The 22,059-nt window shown below is 64.6% G+C and carries 22 protein-coding genes; 12 read left to right on the top strand and 10 right to left on the bottom strand.

The annotated features are described in order from the left end of the window. Positions 1-72: 72 nt before the first annotated feature. Positions 73-903 (bottom strand): Spy/CpxP family protein refolding chaperone, encoded by an 831-nt coding sequence (locus tag ACNJYB_RS20490; protein ID WP_439368096.1) that lies wholly within the window; start codon positions 901-903, stop codon positions 73-75. 502 nt (positions 904-1,405) lie between these two features. Here ACNJYB_RS20490 and ACNJYB_RS20495 point away from each other — a divergent pair. From ACNJYB_RS20495 to ACNJYB_RS20520, 6 genes are all read left to right on the top strand, one after another. Then, a complete protein-coding gene (locus ACNJYB_RS20495; RefSeq protein WP_439368097.1) occupies positions 1,406-2,746 on the top strand; it encodes an ABC transporter substrate-binding protein in 1,341 nt (446 codons plus the stop codon). 148 nt (positions 2,747-2,894) lie between these two features. Then, a complete protein-coding gene (locus tag ACNJYB_RS20500) occupies positions 2,895-3,833 on the top strand; it encodes a carbohydrate ABC transporter permease (RefSeq protein ID WP_439368099.1) in 939 nt (312 codons plus the stop codon). Further along, positions 3,833-4,744, top strand: a complete 912-nt coding sequence (locus ACNJYB_RS20505) for a carbohydrate ABC transporter permease (RefSeq protein ID WP_439368100.1) — start codon at positions 3,833-3,835, stop codon at positions 4,742-4,744. Before ACNJYB_RS20500 ends, ACNJYB_RS20505 begins: the two co-directional genes overlap by 1 nt. Before the next feature lie 6 nt (positions 4,745-4,750). After that, on the top strand, positions 4,751-5,851 hold the full coding sequence (locus ACNJYB_RS20510) for an ABC transporter ATP-binding protein (protein ID WP_439368102.1): 1,101 nt from the start codon (positions 4,751-4,753) through the stop codon (positions 5,849-5,851). A 35-nt stretch (positions 5,852-5,886) separates the two neighbouring features. After that, a complete protein-coding gene (locus ACNJYB_RS20515; protein ID WP_439368104.1) occupies positions 5,887-6,876 on the top strand; it encodes a hydroxyacid dehydrogenase in 990 nt (329 codons plus the stop codon). 167 nt (positions 6,877-7,043) lie between these two features. Beyond that, entirely contained in the window at positions 7,044-7,535 is a 492-nt protein-coding gene (locus ACNJYB_RS20520; RefSeq protein WP_439368105.1) for a hypothetical protein, read from the top strand. 222 nt (positions 7,536-7,757) lie between these two features. Here the strand turns inward: ACNJYB_RS20520 and ACNJYB_RS20525 are convergent, their stop codons facing one another. After that, complete coding sequence (locus ACNJYB_RS20525) at positions 7,758-8,255, bottom strand: DUF1993 domain-containing protein (RefSeq protein WP_439375606.1); 498 nt, start codon at positions 8,253-8,255, stop codon at positions 7,758-7,760. Positions 8,256-8,368: 113 nt separating this feature from the next. Here ACNJYB_RS20525 and ACNJYB_RS20530 point away from each other — a divergent pair, with 113 nt between their 5' ends. The 3 genes from ACNJYB_RS20530 to ACNJYB_RS20540 all read left to right on the top strand — a co-directional run bounded on the left by ACNJYB_RS20530 (position 8,369) and on the right by ACNJYB_RS20540 (position 10,749). Next, entirely contained in the window at positions 8,369-9,163 is a 795-nt protein-coding gene (locus tag ACNJYB_RS20530) for a transporter substrate-binding domain-containing protein (RefSeq protein WP_439368107.1), read from the top strand. Between the two features lie 227 nt (positions 9,164-9,390). Further along, complete coding sequence (locus tag ACNJYB_RS20535; protein WP_439368108.1) at positions 9,391-10,215, top strand: DUF2147 domain-containing protein; 825 nt, start codon at positions 9,391-9,393, stop codon at positions 10,213-10,215. Positions 10,216-10,392: 177 nt separating this feature from the next. Then, entirely contained in the window at positions 10,393-10,749 is a 357-nt protein-coding gene (locus tag ACNJYB_RS20540; RefSeq protein ID WP_439368110.1) for a hypothetical protein, read from the top strand. A gap of 65 nt (positions 10,750-10,814) precedes the next feature. Here the strand turns inward: ACNJYB_RS20540 and ACNJYB_RS20545 are convergent, their stop codons facing one another. After that, entirely contained in the window at positions 10,815-11,219 is a 405-nt protein-coding gene (locus ACNJYB_RS20545; protein ID WP_439368111.1) for a (R)-mandelonitrile lyase, read from the bottom strand. Positions 11,220-11,242: 23 nt separating this feature from the next. Then, complete coding sequence (locus tag ACNJYB_RS20550; RefSeq protein WP_439368112.1) at positions 11,243-11,941, bottom strand: ribonuclease activity regulator RraA; 699 nt, start codon at positions 11,939-11,941, stop codon at positions 11,243-11,245. A 259-nt stretch (positions 11,942-12,200) separates the two neighbouring features. On the opposite strand from ACNJYB_RS20550, the gene pxpB reads away from it, so the two are divergent. From pxpB to ACNJYB_RS20565, 3 genes are read left to right on the top strand one after another with little or no spacing between them, the layout of a single operon-like run. Then, positions 12,201-12,932, top strand: a complete 732-nt coding sequence (gene pxpB, locus ACNJYB_RS20555; RefSeq protein ID WP_439368114.1) for a 5-oxoprolinase subunit PxpB — start codon at positions 12,201-12,203, stop codon at positions 12,930-12,932. Beyond that, a complete protein-coding gene (locus ACNJYB_RS20560; RefSeq protein WP_439368115.1) occupies positions 12,929-13,966 on the top strand; it encodes a biotin-dependent carboxyltransferase family protein in 1,038 nt (345 codons plus the stop codon). The genes pxpB and ACNJYB_RS20560 overlap by 4 nt, the downstream gene beginning before the upstream one ends. Before the next feature lie 30 nt (positions 13,967-13,996). Next, a complete protein-coding gene (locus ACNJYB_RS20565; RefSeq protein WP_439368117.1) occupies positions 13,997-14,767 on the top strand; it encodes a LamB/YcsF family protein in 771 nt (256 codons plus the stop codon). A 52-nt stretch (positions 14,768-14,819) separates the two neighbouring features. Here the strand turns inward: ACNJYB_RS20565 and ACNJYB_RS20570 are convergent, their stop codons facing one another. From ACNJYB_RS20570 to ACNJYB_RS20595, 6 genes are all read right to left on the bottom strand, one after another. After that, the gene (locus tag ACNJYB_RS20570) at positions 14,820-14,972 is read right to left on the bottom strand and encodes a hypothetical protein (RefSeq protein WP_035666020.1); all 153 of its coding nucleotides are present in this window, start codon (positions 14,970-14,972) and stop codon (positions 14,820-14,822) included. A gap of 327 nt (positions 14,973-15,299) precedes the next feature. Next, positions 15,300-16,907 (bottom strand): sulfite reductase subunit alpha, encoded by a 1,608-nt coding sequence (locus ACNJYB_RS20575; RefSeq protein ID WP_439368118.1) that lies wholly within the window; start codon positions 16,905-16,907, stop codon positions 15,300-15,302. Further along, entirely contained in the window at positions 16,904-18,685 is a 1,782-nt protein-coding gene (locus ACNJYB_RS20580) for a NirA family protein (protein WP_439368120.1), read from the bottom strand. The genes ACNJYB_RS20575 and ACNJYB_RS20580 overlap by 4 nt, the downstream gene beginning before the upstream one ends. A gap of 335 nt (positions 18,686-19,020) precedes the next feature. Then, on the bottom strand, positions 19,021-20,184 hold the full coding sequence (locus ACNJYB_RS20585) for a CmpA/NrtA family ABC transporter substrate-binding protein (protein ID WP_439368122.1): 1,164 nt from the start codon (positions 20,182-20,184) through the stop codon (positions 19,021-19,023). Continuing rightward, positions 20,181-20,771: an ANTAR domain-containing response regulator gene (locus ACNJYB_RS20590; RefSeq protein WP_008564898.1), complete on the bottom strand. Its 591-nt coding sequence runs from the start codon at positions 20,769-20,771 to the stop codon at positions 20,181-20,183. The genes ACNJYB_RS20585 and ACNJYB_RS20590 overlap by 4 nt, the downstream gene beginning before the upstream one ends. A gap of 688 nt (positions 20,772-21,459) precedes the next feature. Further along, positions 21,460-22,032 carry a nucleoside deaminase gene (locus ACNJYB_RS20595; RefSeq protein WP_439368123.1) on the bottom strand — a complete coding sequence of 191 codons (573 nt, stop codon included), beginning with the start codon at positions 22,030-22,032 and terminating at the stop codon, positions 21,460-21,462. Between the last annotated feature and the right edge of the window lie 27 nt (positions 22,033-22,059).

Genomic DNA, 22,059 nt, shown 5'->3' on the forward strand with positions numbered 1-22,059 from the left:
AATTGCGGGGAGGATTCACGAATTCGTGGCGGGCGCCGTTAATTCAGGCGCCCGCCATCCGATTCAACTTGATCAATCCAGGCCGCGCTCGTGGCTGAGGCGCACCATCTCCTGGATGAAGACCTGCTTCTGCTTGTCATCGAGGCTCGAATAGAGCGGCTCGGCGGCATCGGCGACGTTGCGTTGATCGGCGGCCCGGTCGATCAGGAATTGCGCCTCGTTGCGCATCTGCTCGATGATGTCGTCGGGCGGATCGCGCTTGGCGCGCGCAACCCGCAGGTTGAGGCGCTCTGCACCATTATGCCCCAAGTAGTGCATTGCGCTCGAGAAGCCATACCAGTGCTTCTCCTGGTCGGGCGTGAGGTTCAGCTCGGTCTTAATCCGCTCGATATAGGAATCGCTGTTGGCCACGATCTGCTCGGCGGTCTGTTGCGGCGCGCCGGGCTGGGTGAGGACGGTGACATCCTTATTGTCCTTGTTGTCCTGCGGCGAGCTCGGCGCGTTCTTGGCTTCTTTGCTCGCCTTTGCGCCTTTGCCTGCCTTGGCGCTCTCCTTGGCGCTCTCCTTGGCGCTCTTGGCATCCTTGTCCTTGCCGGCGCCCTGCTGCTTGGCGTCCTTGCCGGCGTCCTTGTTGGCGTCCTTGGCGGCCGGCGCCTGGTTGGTGTTGTTGTTGCCGACGCCGAGCACGCCGGTGAACACGCCGACCACGCCGCCGATCGCGCCGCCGAGCACGCCACCCACCGGGCCGGCCGCCTTGTTCCCGGCCGCCGCCCCCTCCTGCACGCCCTTGACCAATCCTTGAGCGTTCGCGACTGCGGCGACACCGAGCAACAACGCGAGGACAGAACCCAGCACGAGCGATCGTCGCAAGTAATGTCGCGCTGGCGCCGCCGGGTGGATCATTCTCGTCTCCATCATCGAACTCATTGGCCTGTCGGGTGGGAGCTATCCCGCCGGTCGCAACTCTATCGTTTCCGCCGCTTCGAGGTCCAGACGCAGCCGATTGCTGTCCACGCCCGAAAAGCGTTGCGTGCGAAGCGGTTAGGGAGGCTTATTCGGAACTGCGGCGTAATTGCGCACGGATCGTTTCCGACCGGCCGAGGCGATGTGTGCATCGCAAAAACGAGCGCGTGCGCTTCACTTCCGGCACGTGATGCAAGCGGCACTGCCGCGCTTTCAGGCACAACGTTAGTTCTAGATGAAGTGCCTTCGCCTTTCTCGACAGACGCGATCAATCATGATCTGATCGCGCTACCAATTTTGTCGCGCGGCGCATGATCCAGATCGACGCTGACGGCACCGACAAGAACGACCGACAAGAAACGCCAACAAGAAAATCAACGCAAAACTCGGAAGAGTTCAGAGGAAACACCAGAACAATAAAACACCCAAGCGAGGAAACGAGATGTCACGAAAGACACTTACGCGACGTCAATTTGTGGCTGCCACTGCAATGTCCTCCGCGGCGCTGATCACGGCGCCCTATGTCCGGGGCGCCTACGCCGCCGGCAAACTCTCGATCGGCTTCTGGGACCATTGGGTGCCGGGCGCCAACAAGGCCTCGACCGATCTCGTCAACGAATGGGCTGCGAAGGAGAAAGTCGAAGTCTCCATCGACTACATCACCAGCAACAACAAGAAGCTCGAGCTGACCGCGGCGGCCGAAGCGCAGGCCAAGTCCGGCCATGACATCCTGCAGATGCCGAGCTGGTGGCCGCAAGCCTATGCCGAGAATCTCGAGCCGCTCAACGACATCATGGAGCCGCTGCTCAAGCAGAACGGCGAGGTGAACGGCACCGTCAAATATCTCGGACAGTCGGGCGGCAAATGGCTCGCGACGCCCGCGACACCCGGCAGCCAGATCAAGGGCCCCTGCTCCCGCATCGATCTGATGAAGAAGCATGCCGGCATCGACGTGCAGGAGATGTATCCGGTCGGCGGCCCGCCCAAGGTCGAAAACTGGACCATGGAGACCTTCCTGAAGGCGGCCGAGGCTTGCCACAAGGCGGGCTTCGCGTTCGGCATCGGTCTCGGCGAGACCACCGACAGCGTGGACACCGCGGGCGCGATCTTCCAGTCGTTCGGCGCCGAGCTCGTCAATGCCAAGGGCGATATCACGGTGAAGACCGATCAGGTTCGCCAGGCGATGGAGTTCTACAAGAAGCTGATCGCCTTCCTGCCGCCGGATGCACCGTCCTGGGACGACGCCTCCAACAACAAATGGCTGATCTCCGGCCGCGGCGCGATGATCCTCAATCCGCCGAGCGCCTGGGCCGTTGCCAAGCGCGACGCGCCGCAGGTCGCCGAGCAGTGCTGGACGCACGGCTTCCCGTCCGGCCCCAAGGGACGGTTCGCACCGTACCTGCCCTACTTCTGGGGCGTCTGGAGCTTCGGCAAGAACAAGGAGGCGGCCAAGAGCCTGCTCGTTCACCTGTCCTCGCCATCGTCGATCGAGAAGTTCGTTGCGGTGAGCGGCGGCTATGACCTGCCGGCCTATGCGAACATGAGCAAATTCCCGACCTGGGCGGAAGAAGGGCCGCCGAAGGGAACGCTCTTCCACTATCCTGACCCCTACAAGCACCAGACGCTGTCGATCGCCGCGTCGCCCGCGCCGCCCAAGATCGCGCAGCAGATCTACTTCCAGGCGACGCTGACCAAGATGGCGCTGCGGTTCGCGCGCGGCGAGACGATGGAGCAGGCGCTCGCCTGGGCCGAGGGCGAGTGCGAAGGCTTCATGCGGAGCTAGGCGGGGATGAGCGAAGGCGGCTTGCGCAAGGCGCGCGAGCCGCCAGGGCTCCGCCCTCCGGTCCGCAAGATTTGAGGCCGACCGCTGTGGCCGGCTCCAAGGTTGGACTGCCTACAACTTGCAAGAAGACTGACCCAGGGATGCTGACATGGCCGATGTCGTCGTTGAGCGAGGTCGCGTCGCCCGTGCGACGGGCGCGCGCAAGGGAAAGAGCCTGCGCAATGCGCTCGGGCGAAAATCCACGGTTGCGTTCTTCCTGACGCTGCCGCTGATCCTCCTGATCGCGCTGCTGGTGCTCTACCCCGCCTTCTATTCGCTCTATCTGGCGACGTTGAACAAGGCGATGACGAAATTCGTCGGCCTCGGCAATTTCACCTTCCTGTTCAAGCGCGAGACTTTCTGGATGGTGGTGCAGCAGTCCTGCATCTTTGCGATCACCGCCGTGATCTTCAAGGCGCTGATCGGCTTCATCGTCGCGCATTTCGTCCACAACATTCCCGGCAAGAAGCAGCGCAAATGGCGCGGCATGCTGCTGGTGCCCTGGGTGATTCCGCCGGCGATGAGCACGCTGGCCTGGCTCTGGCTGTTCGATCCGTCCTACAGCGCATTCAACTACACGCTCTCCTTCTTCGGCGTCGGTCCGATCCCATGGCTGGGTGACACCTTCTGGGCGCGCTTCTCCGTCATCCTCGTCAACGTCTGGTACGGCGCGCCGTTCTTCCTGATCATGTATCTCGCCGCGCTGAAGTCGGTCCCCGACCAGCTCTATGAGGCCGCCGCGATCGACGGCGCCAATTGGTGGCAGCGGATCTGGTACGTCACGCTGCCGATGATGCGCAACATCATCGCCATCACCACCCTGTTCTCGCTGATCGTCACCTTCGCCAATTTCGACATCGTGCGCATCCTGACATCAGGCGGCCCGCTGGATACGACGCATCTGTTCGCCACCTGGGCATTCCAGGTCGGCATCCAGAGCAGCGACATTCCGCTCGGCGCCTGCGTGTCGCTGTTCATGGTGCCTATCCTCGCCGTCGCAGCGATCTTCATCCTGCGCGACGTCAACAAACGCGGGAATGAAGCCTGATGAGCACGCTCACAATCGACAAGGCCGGCCCCTCCCGCAAGGTCAAGTATGGCAGCATGAGCCGCGACCGCGCCTGGGCGCTGCGCTGGTCCTATTTCTTCCTGGTGCTGTTCGCGATCTTCTTCCTGACGCCGCCGATCTACATGCTGATCACCTCTCTCAAGAGCAGCGCGGAGATCTCGGCGGCGACCAATCCCTGGTGGGTGTTCCACCCGACGCTGTCGAACTATGTCGAGCTGCTGACCTCGAACCAGTTCCTGCGCTTTTTCTGGAATTCGTCGGTCGTGTCGATCGTGGTCGTGTTCATCACGATGCTGATCAGCATCCCCGCCGCGTTCGCGCTGGCGCGGATGAAGTTCTGGGGCTCGGCTACCTTGGCCACCGGCGTCTTCCTCACCTATTTGATCCCCGACAGTCTCCTGTTCATCCCGCTGTTCAAGATGCTCGGTGTGGTTCAGGATTACACCGGCATCACGCTGCTCAACCGATGGTACGTGCTGCTGTTCATCTATCCGACGCTGACGGTGCCGTTCTGCACCTGGATCATGATCGGCTATTTTGCCTCGATCCCGAAGGAGCTCGATGAGGCCGCCCTCATCGACGGCGCTTCCTGGCTGCAGACCCTGACGCGGATCTTCATCCCGGTCGCGTTGCCGGGCCTGATCGCCGCGACCATCTTCGCCTTCACGGTGTCCTGGGCGCAATTCCTCTATCCCCTGGTGTTCACGACGTCGGTGGATCAGCTCGTGCTGCCGGTCGGCATCACAACCACGCTGATCAAGGGCGACGTGTTCAACTGGGGGCAGATCATGACCGGCGCGCTGCTCGGCGCCGCGCCGCCGCTGATCATCTATGCATTCCTGATGGACTACTACATTGCCGGCCTGACCGCCGGTGCGACAAAGGGTTGATGACTCATGGCTGACGTTGCTCTGCGGAAGGTAGTCAAGCGTTACGACGATGTCGAAGCCGTGCGCGGCATCGACCTCGATATCGCCGATCATGAGTTCATCGTGCTGGTCGGCCCCTCCGGCTGCGGCAAGTCGACGACGCTGCGCATGATCGCCGGGCTCGAGGACATCAGCGACGGCGACATCATGATCGGCGGCGACGTCGTCAACGACGTGCCGCCGAAGGACCGCGACATCGCGATGGTGTTCCAGAACTACGCGCTCTACCCGCACATGACGGTCGCCGAGAACATGTCGTTCGGGCTGCGGCTGAAGCACTACCCGAAGGCAGAGATCAAGGCGCGTGTCACCGAGGCCGCCCGCCTCCTCGACATCACCGACCTGATCGACCGCAAGCCGAAGCAGCTCTCCGGCGGCCAGCGCCAGCGCGTCGCGATGGGACGCGCCATCGTGCGCAATCCCAAGGTCTTTCTGTTCGACGAGCCCTTGTCCAATCTCGACGCCAAGCTGCGCGTGCAAATGCGAATCGAGATCAAGAAGGTGCACCAGAAGGTGCGCACCACCACCGTCTACGTCACCCACGACCAGGTCGAGGCGATGACGCTGGCCGATCGCGTCGTGGTGATGAACAAGGGCCGCATCGAGCAGATCGGCACGCCGAACGAGCTCTACCACAAGCCTGCGACCCGCTTCGTTGCGGGCTTCATCGGCTCGCCCGCGATGAACTTCATCCCGTGCCGGCTCGAGGATGTCGGCGGCACGCTTCAGCTTCGCCTCACCGACCGCATCGCCTTCGCGCTGCCGCCCGCCCGCGCCGCGCGCTACAACGCGCTGCCGCGCACCGACAAGCTGCTGCTCGGCATCCGGCCCGAGCATCTCACCGAGTCCCACGCGCATCTTGCGCCGGGGGTCGAGACCTTCGACACCGTGCTCGACGTCACCGAGCCGATGGGGATGGAGACCCTGGTCTATTTCGGGCTCGACGGCACGCCGGTCTGCGGCCGCGTCGATCCCAATGCCGGCGCTACGGACGGGGCTCCCATGCGTTTGGCGATGGACCTCAACAACATGCACCTGCTAAACGAAGAAACCGGCGTCGTGCTGTGACGCCGGCTTAAGAAACGCGAGCAGGCACGGGAGCGATGACGACCAACAAGAAGAAGATTTTCGTTACACAAACTTTGTCGCAAGGGGCGCGCGCCCTCCTCACCCAGCGGGACGATATCGAACTCGTCGAATTTTCGAACCTGATTTCGGCCAAGGACTTCGAGGCCCTGCTGAAGAGCCATGCGCCGGTCCATGGCGTCGCGCTCGGGGCCACCGCCTTTGGCGAGACCGAGCTCGAGGCCGCCCGCGACATGAAGGTGGTGACTCGCATCGGCGTCGGCTACGACGCCGTCGACGTGCCGGCCCTCTCCCGGCGCAAGGTGCCGCTGATGGTGGCGGGCAGCGCCAACTCGCCCTCGGTCGCGGAAGCGGCACTGTTCATGATGCTGACCTTGGCCAAGCGCGCGCAGGAGCTGCATTCCTGCGTCAAGGACGGCACATGGGCCGACCGGCTCGGCATGCTGCCGTTCGACCTCTACGGCAAGACCGGGCTCGTCATTGGCTTCGGCCGCATCGGCAGTCGCACCGCCAAGCGCTGTTTGGCGTTCGAAATGAAGGTGCAGGTCTACGACCCCTACAAGCCCGCCGCCGACATTAAGGCGGCCGGATGCGAGCCGGTCACCGACCTCGACGCCGCACTGCCTCACGCCGACTTCGTCACCATCCACTGCCCGAAGACGCCGGAGACGGTCGGCCTGTTCGACGCGGCGCGGATCGGCCGCATGAAGCCGAAATCCTACCTCATCAACACCGCGCGCGGTGGAATCGTGAAGGAAGCGGCGCTCTATGATGCGCTGGTGTCCGGAAAGCTCGCTGGCGCCGGCATCGACGTGTTCGAGGTGGAGCCGCCGCCGGTCAGCAACGCGCTGTTCGCGCTGCCCAACGTCATCATGGCCCCGCACGTCGCCGGCGTCACGGTCGAGGCGGTCCAGCGCATGAGCGAGCAGACCGCGCGCAACATCCTGAGCGCCCTGGACGGCGATCCGATCCGGCAGAACGTGATCAATCAGGACGTGCTGGGCTGAGCGACCGAGAGGCCGGCGGCCTCCTGCCCGCCTTCGGGAGGCCAGAAAGCGTCCCATTTTGGTGCAGATCGGGCCGCAACTCAGCCTTAATCAGGCGCGCCTAATGTTCCCGGCCGCGGCGGCAGGGGGACGGACTTGCCGGCCGCGTCGAGCTGGAGGATGGACCCTTGTCAGAGATCGACCCGACCGACCACGCGCTGGCGACCATCGCCAGCATTTTGGAGCACCCCGAACCGGCCCTCGTCGTCCGCGAAACCGAGATCGTCCGCGAGACCGAATACGTCGTCGTCGGTGAGCAGCCGGCCGGCGAAGAACACGCCGAGGAACATCCTGCGGTTGAGGACCATCCGGTGGTCGACGAGCAACCCTTGGTGCCGGAGCACACCGATTCCGACGGCTACAGCAAGGTCGGACCGGGACCGATGGTGGCGATCCGCCTCAAATGGACGGTGCATCGGGGCGATGACGGCCAATACTACGTCCACGAGACCATCGGCGAGCAGTCCGCGCCCGTTGTCAGCGGTCCGATGACGAGCGAGGCCGCCGTGCGTTTCGTCGATATGCATGAGGAGGAGGCGAACAAGCGCTTCGAGCTGCTCCGCAGCGAGATCGCCGGCCGCAGCTCGCTCGCCGATTACGAGCGCAAGGGCGAAGCCTAGGCGTTGTTGCGGATAGCTCGCCCGCAACGCATCCTTCGAGACGCCCGCCGATGGCGGGCCCTCAGGATAAGGGCGAGTTTCAACCTGACTAATGCTGCTTAGCCTCATCCTTGAGGAGACCGCTGGAAGCGGTCGTCTCAAAGGATGAGGCGCTTGTTCAGGCCGCCACCAAGACGCGATCTGCGATGGTCCTCCCCGTCGGGGAGGACAGCGAGCCTGTCCCTACTTCCTTCCGAGATAGTCCTTCTTCACGAGTTCGACGCCGGCGTGCCGCAACAGGTCGTAGGCGGTCGTGACGTGAAAGAAGAATTGCGGGACGCTGAACGTCAGCAGCAGCGTCCGTCCCGTGAACGGCAGCTCGGTGCCGTTCTTCAGCCTGAAGAAGACGGTCTGCTCGGCCGCGGCATCGATCGCGGCGCGCGGCAGGCTCTCGATGAACTCGATCGACGTCGCAATGCGCGCCTGCAGCCCGGCCATGTCGTGCTCCAGCACCGGCAGCACCACCGGATCGCGCTGCGCCAGCAGGGCCGGCGCAACCGTGGCGTGACGGCAGGCCTCGCCGACCTGCTGGGCCAGATCGTACATGTTCGGCGCGAGGCGCATCCCGAGCAGCACCGCCGGATTGAACTTGCGGGCTTCCGCATAGGCCACGCCCTTGTCGAGCAGGACGGACAGATTGCGCAGATAAGGCACGAACAGGCCGACCGAGGCCTCGTAGATCGAAATCGTCACCTCGAGCTTCCTTTCAATTCCGCCTCGCCAGCGACGGGCATCTGGTCTAAATCCAGTCAGAGTAGCTGTACAATGACAGCTCGGGCGTGGGTGGAAAAGAGATGACCGTTCGAATATCCGTTCGAGTGTTGGCGGCTTTGGCGGTGGCGCTGCTGATGAACCTTTCGGCCCACGCCCAGCAGGCCGCGCCCTCGCGCCTCGACGAGATCATCAAGCGCGGCACGTTGCGCGTCGGCATGACCGGTGACTACAGGCCCTTCACCTATCTGGACAAGGCCACGCAGCAGTTCTCTGGCTTCGACGTCGACATGGCTGAGGCGCTCGGCAAGGCACTCGGCGTCAAAGTCGAATTCGTGCCGACGGCCTGGCCCAAGCTGATGAAGGATTTCGAGGCCGACCAGTTCGACATCGCCATGGGCGGCGTATCCGTGACGCTCGACCGGCAGAAGAAGGGTTTCTTCTCGATGCCGATCATGCGCGAGGGCAAGACGCCGATCGCGCGCTGCGCCGATGTCGGCAAGTACCAGACACTCCCCGACATCGACAAGAAGGGCACCCGCGTCATCGTCAATCCCGGCGGCACCAACGAACGCTTCGCGCGCGCCAACATCAAGGACGCCGAGATCACGGTCTTCCCCGACAACACCGTGATCTTCGACGAGATCGCCAAGGGCAATGCCGATCTGATGATGACGGACGCCTCCGAGACGCGCTATCAGCAGAAGCAGCATCAAGGCGTGCTCTGCGCGGTGCATCCGGACAAGCCGTTCGACTTCTCCGAGAAGGCCTACTGGCTCCAGCGCGACATGGCGCTCAAGGCATTCGTCGACCAGTGGCTGCACATTTCCATGGAAGACGGCAGCTACAAGAAGATCTACGCCGCCTGGTTCGACTAGAGCGTTTTCGCGCGTTGGATCTCGAGCCCCGTTCCGATTCCATCGGAACGGCGCCTGCGGCCTGGTCCTGCTGTCGCCTGCCTCTGCCAAACTTTGGACCGGCCCCAAGCCTATTGAACCCGGAACGTTGGGACGACGACCCATACCGAGACAGTGATCTAGATCACGTTTTGGAATGGAGCCGGCGCGTAAGCGTCGGTGCGGGGACATCTGTTCAGGAGATGGAAATGAGGAAGCTGTTGGCCACGGCCGCATTCCTTTTGTTGGCAAGCACCGCTGCTCAGGCGCAATACACCTTCGAGTATGGCGGGCGGACCATCCGCATCGATCCAGACCGCGGCACGGTGCAGATTCCCGGCGTGTACGACAACAGCGGCCAGGGCAAGGCCAAGAAGGCCACCAAGAAAAACGAGACGAGCCCGGGCCAGCAGGCGCCGCAGGAGGCCAAGGCCGATCCGCAGGCGCCGGCCGCGCCGGCGCCTCCACCTGCCGCTGCAGCAGCACCGCCCGCAGCCACGCAGGTTCCCGCGCCCGTCGTAGTGGCGCCACCCGCCGCGCCGCCGGCCGCGATCACCAATGCTGCGCCGGCCGCTACGGCTGTCGCGCCTCCCCCCGCACCGCCTCCGGTCCCGGCTCCCGTCGAGCAGCAGGCAGCCCCTGCGACGCCGCCACCGCCGGCCGCCGTTGCTGTTGCACCGTCCGCGCCCCCGGCGCCGCCGCCGGCTCCGGCAGCCGCATCCACGCGCGATCTCAACTCGCCGCTCGGGGTCTGGCTCACCGAGGAAAAGGAAGGCAAGGTCCGCATCGAGCAGTGCGGCAGCAATCTCTGCGGCTATTCGGTCGACAGCAAGTCGAACCAGAACGGCGAGCAGGTTCTGATCAACATGAAGCCCGGCAAGGACCAGAAATGGTCCGGCCGCATTCTGGATCCCAACTCCGGCTCGACCTACGACTCCACGATCGCCATGAAGGGCACGGACAGGTTGCGCGTGCAGGGCTGCGCCTTCGGCGGCATGTTCTGCGGCGGCCAGACCTGGACGCGCGTGAACTGATTTCGGCTTCGACGCTCTGACCACAACGAGGGGCTCGTGATCCGGGCCCCTTTGCTTTTGCGCGTGCAGTCAGGATGTGTGCCAACTCACAGAGCCTGCCCCGGCGTGAGCCCCCTCACATCGCCGTTTCCGCGAGCCGTGCCACGTTCCCCGCATGGTCAACCACAGAGGCGTGCCATGGACGGCATTCGCAAAGGACTCTTCGCTATCCTTGTCGCCACCGCCTTCCCGCTGACACAGGCCGGTGCTGCGACAAGCACTTTCGACGGCACGTGGAACGTCCGTATCTCGTCATCAAGCGAGACCTGCGGCAACGGCGCGACCGTCGCGATCGGCATCAACAACGGTCAGATTGCATCGAGCAGTGCCGCCGTTTCGGCGTCGGGCCGCGTCGCCGATGCCGGCAGCATCAATGTCACCTTGAGCACCGGCATCAAGCGTGCCGTCGGCTTCGGCCACCTCAGCGGCACGTCCGGCTCCGGTACCTGGCGCGGCGCGCTGTGCACGGGCACGTGGACGGCGGAGCGGATGTGAATTGCCGTGCCTCGGCTCGGCGACGCATCGCCTTCAGGCGATGCGCCGTGCCCGGGGCACGCGCGTCAGCCGACCGGCGCGCCGTACTCCGCGTCCGTCACGGGCTCCAGCCAGGTCGAGTAGACGCCGTCGAGCGCTTCCTGCATGGCGATGTGGCACATGCTGTTGTTTGGCGAGGCGCCGTGCCAGTGCACTTCACCCGGCGGAATCCAGACGGTATCGCCCGGACGGATCTCCTGCACCGGCCCGCCCTTGGTCTGGACGCGGCCGACGCCCGAAATCACGTAGAGCGTCTGGCCGAGCGGATGGTGGTGCCAGTTGGTGCGGGCGCCGGGCTCGAACGAGACGCGCGAGACGTTCAGCCGCGCCGGCGCGGGCGCCATGTTGATGGGGTCCTGCAGCACGGTGCCGGTGAAGTTTTCCTTCGGCGCGCGGCGGGTCGGCCGCGTGCCGGCGAGCGTGATGTCCATGGAGGTCCTCGTTTCCTTATCCGTTACTTCTTGCTGGCGGCGTAGCGCGCCTTGGTCTCGGCGTTCATGGGATAGAGGCCCGGCAGCACCGAGCCGTTGTTCACCTCGTTGACGATCCAGGCTTCCATGCGCTCCTGCTCGACGCCCTCGTTGAGCACGTGGTCGAGCATCGCCTGCGGGATCAGCACGCAGCCGTCCTGGTCGGCGACCACGATGTCGTTCGGGAAAACGGCAACGCCGCCGCAGCCGATCGGCTCGCCCCAGCCGACGAAGGTGAGGCCCGCGACCGACGGCGGGGCGGCGTAGCCGTCGCACCACACCGGCAGGTTGGTGCCGAGCACGCCCTCGACGTCACGCACCACGCCGTCGGTGACGAGCGCGGTGACGCCGCGCTTGACCATGCGCGCGCAGAGGATGTCGCCGAAGATGCCGGCATCGGTGATGCCCATGGCATCGACCACGGCGATGCAGCCCTCCGGCATCGCCTCGATCGCGGTGCGGGTCGAGATCGGCGAGGACCAGGATTCCGGGGTCGCCAGATCCTCGCGTGCCGGCACGAAGCGCAGCGTGAAGGCAGGTCCCACCAGGCGCGGCAGGCCCGGGCGCAGCGGACGCGCGCCGCGCATCCACACATTGCGCAGGCCCTTCTTCAGCAGGACCGTGGTGATGGTGGCAGTGGTGATGCCGGCGAGGGTCTTGCGGGCTTCGGGGGACAGCGACATGGACGAGAACGAGCTCCGGATAGGCGGGAAAGGAACGCGCGCATCTTGCGAGCCGCGAGCTTTGCGTCAAGAGCCAAAAGACCCACAAGGATGCAGGGCCGCAAGGCCGTTATGCGACGCGATAACAAGGCCTTATCGTTTGCCCCTGCATTAATTTATTGGACTTGTCGGCGCATTTACGCGAAGCAGGGACAAGCGGAGCTCAAAGTCGAGCCCGCGTTTCCCGAGAAGCCCGACTTCGACAGCGCTCTGACAGCTCATGGCCTCGACGCTTCCCCCGCCCCGCCTCCTGCCCAGTGGCGACAGTGCCGTCACGGTCGAGTTCAGTCGCACCATCGATGACGACGCCAACCAGCGCGTGCTGGCGCTCGACAAGGCGCTCGCAGCAAGTCCCATCGACGGCGTCACCGAAACTGTTCCGACCTATCGCTCGCTCCTCGTGCATTACGACCCCTGCCGGATCGGCTTCGACGCGCTCGGCGAGAAGATCCTCCCGATCGCCACCCGGCCGCTGCCGCCGGCCACCAAGGCGCGCCGCTGGCGCATTCCCGTAGCCTATGGCGGCGAGCACGGCATCGACCTCGAGAATGTCGCGAAGGCGCTGAACACGACGCCTGACGACATCGTCGCCCGTCATGCGGGCGGCGACTACAAGGTCGCCATGATCGGCTTCACGCCGGGCTGGTCGTATCTCAGCGGGCTCGACAAGTCCCTGCACATGTCGCGCCGGCAGTCGCCGCGGCTGCTGACGCCGGCCGGCACGATCTCGATCGGTGGTATCCAGGCCGGCATCCAGTGCCTGGCCGCCCCGAGCGGCTGGCACCTGCTCGGCCGCACGCCGGTCAGGACCTATCAGCTCCACCGCAATCCGACCTTCCTCACCGAACCCGGCGATCGCGTGACGTTTTTCGCCATCGACCACAAAACGTTCGAGGAGATGGACCGCGCGGCCGAGGCCGGCGAGATCGTCGCCGAGCAGGTGAATGCATGAGCCGGCTCGTCGTCGCCAGCATCGGCCCTGCCAGTTCCGTCCAGGACGGCGGGCGGCATGGCGCGCAGCGCTACGGCCTGACGGTCAGCGGTGCCATGGATCGGCTGTCGCTGGCAGCGGCAAACACCCTCGTCGGTAACGAGCCGCTCGCGGCAGCCGTCGAGATCGGCCCATTCGGCGCGACCTTCACCGCGTGTGACGGCGCCGTGCGCCTCTCCATTGCGGGCGCGCCGCGCAACGCCGACGTCGCCGGGCGCCCGGTCGCGATGGACACGTCGGTGACGCTGAAGGACGGCGAGACGCTGACGCTGGGCTTTGCCCGTGGCGGCGCGTTCACGTATCTGGCGATCGAAGGCGGGATCAAAGGCGAGCCGGTGTTCGGCAGCCTTGCGGTCAACGCCCGGGCCGGCCTCGGCAGCCCCTACCCGCGTCCGCTCCAGGCCGGCGACGAGTTCAGCGTCGATGCCGCGAGCGGTGCACCGGAGCTGCGGATCGAGCTACCGAAGCCTGCGACGGGTCCGATCCGCGTGCTGCTCGGGCCGCAGGACGACGAGTTCGACGACGCCGACAAGGCGCTGTTCCTAGGGAGCGAGTGGAAGATCTCGGCGACGTCGGATCGCATGGGGTACCGGCTCGAAGGCCCCGCCATCAAGCACCTGCACGGCCACAACATCGTCTCCGACGGCACGGTCAACGGCAGCATCCAGGTGCCCGGCAACGGCGCGCCGATCGCGCTGATGATGGACCGCGGCACCTCCGGCGGCTATCCGAAGATCGCGACCGTGATCACGGCCGATGTCGGCCGCCTGGCGCAGACCTCGGCGGGGACCGCGTTCCGCTTCAAGCAGGTCAGCATGGCCGAGGCGCAGGACGAGGCGCGCAAGTTCGCCCAGCTGATCCGCAGCCTCCCGGACCGGCTGCGCCCGTCCGACACCGTCGAGCTCAACATCAAGGCGCTCAGCGATGCTAACGTTGCCGGCTACGCGGTGAGCGCGGTCGATGCCGGGACGTGGCAGGTCACGGCGGAACCGTAAACGGCAGCAAGACCAGAGGCGGAGAGCACCATGAAGACCATCGATCTCAATTGCGACCTCGGCGAAGGGTTTGGCGCGTGGGAGATGGGCAACGACGCTGCGATGATCGAGCTCGCAAGCTCGGTCAATGTCGCCTGCGGCTTCCATGCCGGCGACCCCGACATCATGCGCCGGACGGTTGAGCTTGCGAAGGCGCGCGGCGTCTCGGTCGGCGCGCATCCCGGCTATCGCGACCTGCACGGCTTCGGCCGCCATCCGATCGCAGGGCTCAAGGCTTCCGAGATCGAAAACCTCGTCGCGTACCAGATCGGCGCACTGCAGGCGATCGCGACCGCGGCCGGCCACAAGGTCACGCATGTGAAGGCGCATGGCGCGCTCTCCAACGTCGCCTGCGAAGACGACATGACGGCGAAGGCGATCGCCGCCGGCATCAAGGCGGTCGATCCCAGCCTGATCTTCGTCGTCCTCGCCAATTCGAAGCTGGTGAAAGCCGGCGAAGAAGCCAACCTGCCGATGGTGCACGAGGTGTTCGCCGATCGCGCCTATGAGGACGACGGCAACCTCGTCTCGCGCAAGAAGCCCGGCGCGCTGCTGCACGATGCGAAGTTGATCGCCGACCGCGTGGTGCGCATGGTGCAGGACGGCGCGGTGGTGTCGGTGACCGGCAAGGTCATCAAGATGCGCACGGACACGGTGTGCATCCACGGCGACACGCACGGCGCGGTCGAGATCGCGCGGACCTTGCGTCGGGCATTGAAGGAAGCCGGGATCGAGGTCGCGCCGTTCAAGCGCGGGGCGTGAGGCCTTCCGTCTTGAGGTTCCAGGTTCGGCTTCGCCGCCCCGGAACGACGATTTAGAACGGGTGCACCGATAGCGTGCCGAACACGATCGCTGCGATCACGGCAAAGGCGCTGTACAGCGCCAGATGATGGGCGCTCGCCCCGGTTCGACGCGAGAGCGAGCGCGCGTAGAAGTGCAGTCTGGCTTCCGCCGATAGTTCGCGCATGGTCGATCTCCAACGCCCCATTTGCGGGAGTATGAAGGATCAACCCTGGCGGGAGGCAAGATGCCGCCAGAAATAGCGATGCGCCTTCTCTGGAGCAGCCTCAGCACAGGCGCAAATTCTCCTCCGGGGCGGGGTTCCGAGAATGTTATTCGTTAGGATTCGAGCCAGTTGGAACCGGCGTGGATGACGGTGGGATGACAGCCGCACTCAAGTCATCCCGCCCAAACTGAAATAGCGAAAACAACCCCATGCACAGTACAAGCCGGACCAGACGAAAAGGCCCGGCGGTTGCGCCGCCGGGGCGATTTAGGCTGATCTACTCTCGCCTTAGTACACGTCAGCCTGGAAGCGGCCGGTCTTCTTGAGCTCGGCGACGAAACTCACGGCCTCATCGGTCGAACGCGCGCCGAACTGGGCGACGATGTCGACCAGCGCACGCTCGACGTCCTTGGCCATGCGCTTGGCATCGCCGCAGATGTAGAGATGCGCGCCTTCGGCGAGCCAGGTCCACAATTCGCGGCCGACCTCGCGCATGCGGTCCTGCACGTAAAACTTCTTCTCGCCGTCGCGCGACCAGGCCAGCGACAACCGCGTCAGTTGGCCCGAGGTCTTCATCGCATTGAGTTCTTCCTGGTAGAAGAAATCGCAATCGCTGCGCTGATGGCCGAAGAAAAGCCAGTTCCTGCCGGGCGCGCCGGTCGCCTTGCGGTCGAGCAGGAAGGCACGGAACGGCGCGATGCCCGTGCCGGGGCCGATCATGATGATGGGCGTCTTCGGATCCTGCGGCAGGCCGAAATTGTGCGCCTTCTGCACATAGACCTTGAGCTTCTCGCCCTCCTTGATGCGCTCGCCGAGGAAGGTCGAGGCGACGCCGACGCGCTTGCGCTTGCCGATCACGTAGCGCACGGAATCGACCGTCAGCGAGAGCTTTCCCGGCGTCGCATTGTGCGAGGACGAGATTGAATAGAGCCGCGGCTGCAGCGGCTCCAGCGCCTCGACGAAGGCCTCGGGATGCGGCCGCGTGCCGGAGAACTTCTGCAGCGCCGCCATCACGTCGAGGGTCGCGGCATCGCCATCGGGATCCTCGCCCTGCGCCAGCGCCCGCGCCTTCTCGCGTTGCGCGCCGCCGGTGATGAAGGAGATCAGCTCGAACAGCGAGTCCGGCGCGGGCGACAGCGAGACGTCGTCGATCAGCACCTCGCGCAGCGTCTTGCCGTTGACCTTGGTGGTGTGGGAGGCGCCGAGCAGCGCGATGATCTGGTCCACGAGACCGACGTCGTTGCGCGGGAACACGCCGACGCTGTCACCAACCACGTAGTCGAGCTTGCTCGCGGAGAGATCGAACTCGATGTGATAGGTCTCCTTCTCCGACTTGCCCTTGTTGAGAAGACGGCGCGACAGGAAGGTCGCTTCGGTCGGATTGTCGCGCGATCGGCCGGGCTCGGCGATGGTCACGGTCACGGCGGGCGCGGCCACCGGGTCCGTCTTCTCGGGTGCCTTCGCCGCGGGCGCCTTGTCGAGCTCCTCGTAGAGCGACTTCAGCATTCGCGCGGTTTCCTTGCCGCCGGGAACGCACAGATTGAGCCGCGCTTCGCTGCGGCTCGCGATCGCCTCCGAATAGTCGTGGCAATTGTAGCCGCACTGGCCGCAATCCTGTTGCGCCATCGCCGCCATCATCTTGCGACGCAGAGGCCGGCCCTCGGCGAGCTTCATCCGCTCGGCGATCGGCATGGTCTGGTCGTGCCACGGCGCTTCGCCGTCGTCACCGTCACCGGCCTGCATGACGGCGGCGCCCTGCTCCGCCGACAACGGCGTTGCGACGTCAGGCGAGAGCAGTCCGGCAAAGAAGCCGTTCAACCAGGAGCGCTGCGCCTCGGAGAACGGCGCGCTGGCGGGGATGATGTCGAGCTTCGGCGGAGGCGTGATCTGGTTCATGCGGACACCTGTGCATCGGCAAGCTTGCGCAGCGTTTCGCCGTCATGGCGGCGCGCAAAGGAGAGGAAGGTTTCGTCGGGCGACGAGCGATGGGCGAGATAGGCCTTGAGCAGCGCCTCGACCGTCTTCGGCGCATCCTCCGCCTTGAGGTCGTGATAGACCTCCTGCCCGACATCGGCGTCGGGGCCGAACCCGCCACCGGTGAAGAGATGATAGCCCTCGACCGTGTCCTCCTCGTTCACGGGCACGCGCGCGCCGATCAGTCCGATGTCGCTGATGTAGTGCTGCGCGCAGGAATGGTGGCAGCCGGTCAGATGGATGTTGACCGGCTTGTCCATGGCGACGCGCGGCTCGCACCAGTCGCCGATCTCGGCCGCGTTGCGCTTGGTATTGGACGCCGCGAAACGGCAGCCCGCATTGCCGGTGCATGCAATCAGGCCGGCCCGGATGGGCGAGGCCTCGACCGCGAGCCCGATCTGCTTGATCGCGGCAATGGCGAGCTCGACATTCTCGTCGCCCACGCCCGAGATCAAGAGGTTCTGCCAGACCGTCAGGCGGATCTCGCCGTCGCCGAAGTCGCGCGAAACCTTGGCAAGGCCGCGCATCTGATCGCAGCTGAGCTTGCCGAGCGTCAGCGACACGCCGATCCAGTTGAGACCGTCCTGCTTCTGCTCGTGCACGCCGATATGGGCCATGCGGTCGGCAGCCGGCCGCGGCGCGAACGCCTCTTCCGGCACGCGCGTGAACGGCGTCTTCAGCCGCTCCTCGACCAGCTTGAGGAAGCCATCATGGCCCATCGCGTCGAGCACGTATTTGAGCCGCGCCTTGTTGCGGTTGGTGCGGTCGCCATGGTCGATGAAGACGCGCACGATGGCATCCGCGACGGCGGTCGCCTGCTCCGGCTTGACGATGATGCCGGAATATTTCGCAAAGTCCTTGTGGCCGGTGATGCCGCCGAGGCCGAGCCGGAACCAGACCCCGGGCTCGACGCCGAACCCGTCCTTCACCTCATAGGCGGTGAAGGCGATGTCGTTGGTCTCTTCCAGCACCGCGATCTTGCCGGCGCCGTCGAAGGCGACGTTGAACTTGCGCGGCAGACCGTAGAGCGAGCGGTCGTTGAGGATGTGGTAGTGCCACTCGCGCGCATAGGGCCGCGTGTCGATGATTTCCTGCGGATCGATGCCGGCGGTCGGCGTTCCCGTCACATTGCGGATGTTGTCGGCGCCGGAGCCGCGCGAGCACAGGCCGAGCTCCTGGATGCCCTCGATCATTCTGATCGCGTATTTCGGCGGGATCTCGCGCAGCTGGAGATTGGCGCGGGTCGTTACGTGGCTGTAGGGACCGCAGAGCTCGCCGGCGAGATCGGCAAGGCCCGACAGCTGCCAGTGCTTCATCATGCCGTTCGGGATGCGCAGGCGGCACATGTAGGAGTCCTGCGTCGGCGCGACGTAGAAGACACCGTAATAGCGCCAGCGGAAATTGTCCGCGGGGCTCGGCGGAGCGTTGTCGAGCGCCTGCTGGCGCAGGCGCGGATAGGCATCGAAGGGATGCTCGTCGCGCTTGAACTTCTCCTGGTCGGCGAGCTTCTTGCCCGACGCGATCACCTTGTCCTGCGCCTTGATGTGCACGGCGTCGGGACCAACAGGCTCGGCATTCGCCTTGCCGCCGCCGCCAGCGAGGCCGCGACCGACCCGGCTGATCTGCAGGCCGGTCGTGAAGCCTTCGAGGTAGCGTTTCTGCTCGTCGGTAAAGTCGACTGAGACCGTATCGATTTTCATGGTCGGTAACGAAGCTCCTGCGGCCACCTCGGTGGCTTCGACGGAAATTGTGCGACCCGCGGGAAACTCGGCTGGCTTTGACGCCTGCTTCGCAACCCGACGGTCCAATCAGCTTCGTTGCTGTGGGACTTGGCTCAGCAGGCACCAATGACAAGCTGGCCGCAGTGCAACATACAAGTTGCGTGCCAGCTCGCTCGGAAAAGAAATTTTTGATGTTTCAACGAGGTACGGCGGCCCCCGGAAAATGCCGGCCCCGGAACTCACACGGAATTCGAGCACTCGGCTCAAAATTTAGTCGCTCGCCCCGTTCGCCTGAAAACAATGCAGCAGACGAATCAGGCCTTCCAGCGACCGACCTCGAACGCCTCGAGGTGCCCCCGGATATTGTCGGGATCGAAGACGGGGCCGGCGAATGCGCCGAAGGGTGCGGGCGCCTCGGAGGGCGGCTTGTGGCCAATGGCGGCATCGTAGAGGTCCGGCCTGAACACGGCCATGGCCGTCTTGACGCCGTCAGGCGTCAGCGCCGTCTGCCCCCAGCGCACCATCTGGGCGTAGAGCCAGGCGGCCTGGACCGGATCGGGGCGCCCTGCCCCTTCACGGCCAACGAGGAGATAGCGGCCACTTTCGCGGAGCGTGCCATCGGGCGAGATCTTCAGGCGTCCCGTGAGGGTACGCTGGATCACCTCGGCATCGACGCCGATCCGCTCCGGCTGCGCCAGGATACGAGCCGCCTCGGTGAGGTTTGCCGGCTGCTCGATGAACTCGGCGGCCTTCACCGCCGCGCGCACCAAGCTAGCAACCACATCCTGATTCTTGTCGGCCCAGACCTGACGGACCGCCAGCACCTTTTCGGCAGCGCGCACGAGGATGTCGGAGACGAAATGCAGGATATGGCCGACGCCGAGATCGACCGCGACCGAATTCCAGGGTGCGCCGACACAGAACGCATCGACATGGCCGCTCTTGAGGCTGTCGACCATATAGGGCGGCGGCAACACCACCAGGCGCACGTCCTCGTCGGGATCGACGCCGGCCGCCGCCATCCAGAACCGCAGCTGGTAGTTGTGGGTCGAGAACGGGAAGGTCATGCCGAAGGTCAAAGGTTCTGCACCTGCCTTGCGGCGCTTGGCGACCACCCTCGCCAGCGCTTTCGCGGTGACAAGCGGATCGAAGCGATCGCCGTCGATCTCCTCCATCAGCGCCGCATGCAGCGCCGGGGACACCGTGATGGCATTGCCATTGATGCCGAGATTGAAAGGCGCGGCGATCGGCACCTTGACGTGGCCGAGCCCGAGCGAGGACGCGATCGCGACGGGCGCCAGCAGATGTGCCGCATCGAACAGGCCGATATTGAGCTTGTCGCGCACGTTGGACCAGGACACCTCGCGCACCAGCTCGACGTCGAGCCCTTCGGCGGCGGTGAATCCCTTGTCGACGGCGACGATCAGGGCTGCGGCATCGACCAGCGGGATGAACCCGATGCGAAGCGGTCCAGTCATTTCAGCATCTCCGATGCGGTGATGATCGACTGGGCGATCTCGCCGATTTTCTTCTTCTCGCGCATCGCAGTCGAGCGAAGCAGCACATAGGCCTCGTCCTCGGTGAGGCCCTTCACCTTCATCAGGATGCCCTTGGCGCGCTCGATGATCTTGCGGTCCTCGAGCTGCGACTTGGTGCGCTCGAGTTCCTCCTGGAGCTTCGCGAAGGCATTGAAACGGGACACGCAGAGGTCGAGGATCGGCTTGATGCGCTCCTTCTTCAGCCCGTCGACGATGTAAGCCGACACCCCCGCCTCGACCGAGGCCTGGATCGAGGCTGAATCGCTCTGGTCCACGAACATCGCGATCGGCCGCTTCACGGCGCGGCTGACCTGGAACATTGCCTCCAGCACGTCGCGGCTGGGGTTTTCCAGATCGATCAGGATGATGTCGGGGTCCACCGCGTAAATACGGGCAAGCAGGCTCTGCATCTCGCGGATATGCACGACCTGGGTGAATCCGGCCTCCCGCAACCCCTCCTCGAGGATCGCAGCCCGGATCGGGCTCTCGTCGACAATCACGATTTTGGGCGACTGTTCTGCGCTCATGGCTCACTCACCGCAGGTGATTCATCCATAGCACGCCGGAGGGCCATGCAAAGGGTTGTAATTATGGGCAATTGGGACTAGCTCCGGCCGGTCGATCAGGCAGATCAGATATGGATCAGACGGCTGCGCCCAAGGTCAGCTTCGTGTCGCTCGGGTGCTCCTGAGGCAACGAATGTGAACTTTCGGAGATCAATTCACGCCCAGGCGTTCATGCATCATCGATGGCGTAGCGGATCAATTGATCGCAGGCTTCCTGGCTGACATCGTTTGTCGATGCCCCTAGGTCATCCAGGAAGTCGCGAGCGATGAACCCTTCAAGGAAGTAGGCGTAGCGCTTGCCCGACCGGAAGATCGGATCGGTTGCGTCGGCGGCTTCGCTGATCAGGAGCGCCTCGGCATCTCGGCTTCAAGGCTCCCACGTAAATAGTTTCGTCCACCGTCCAACGACACGAGCAACTCTAGCAGAGTCATATTGGCCTTCGATCCCAACCAGCAACTAGTGCCTTGGCGGTGCAAAGCGCAACCGCCGTCCGAAGGCGGTGTCATCTGGACCGTCAACTCATCGATTACGGCACGTACTCGTTAAGCCGCGATGTCGGTTTTGGGATGCGAAGGGGTACTCATGTGTTCGATCCCCGTCTTGCGGGTCGTGGGTCGTGACCCAGAGTAGCAACGGTCTCCACGCTCTTCAGTAGGGGTGCCGGTCCTTCTTGGCCATCCAGGCCTTGTATGCCTTCAGACCGGTTTCCCGCTCGAAGTTTTCGGCCACTTCGATCCGGCGTTGCGACCACGGCTTGGCGAAATCCTCATACTGAAAGGCATCGTCGAATCCGATCGCACTCGTGTCCTTCAGGCTGGCGGCGAAGTAGACGCGGTCGATGCGCGACCAATAGATCGCGCTCATGCACATCGGGCATGGCGCGCCGTTGATGTAGATCTCGCACCCTTTCAACATGCGCGCGCGATGCTCCACCGGATCGGGCGAACCCGCTTCACGCGGAATCATCTCGAGGATCGTGCCGGCTCCATAGTCGGTGCCGAGCAGCGCCTTTGGGTTGAGACGTGCGGACGCGTCCATGATTGCCGTGACTTCAGCGTGAAAGACTGGAATGCCGGTGAGCAGCACGCGGTTCTGCCCGCGCCCGATAATCTCTCCGTCCTTGACGATCACGGCACCGAATGGACCACCCCACCCTTTCTCCACCGACTCGATGGCAAGCCGGCTCGCCTCCTCCATGAACTTCGGATTGCCGGCCGGCATTGCATTCGCGGCTCGCGTCGTAAATTT

Source organism: Bradyrhizobium sp. SMVTL-02 (assembly GCF_051853005.1).
Lineage (GTDB): Bacteria > Pseudomonadota > Alphaproteobacteria > Rhizobiales > Xanthobacteraceae > Bradyrhizobium.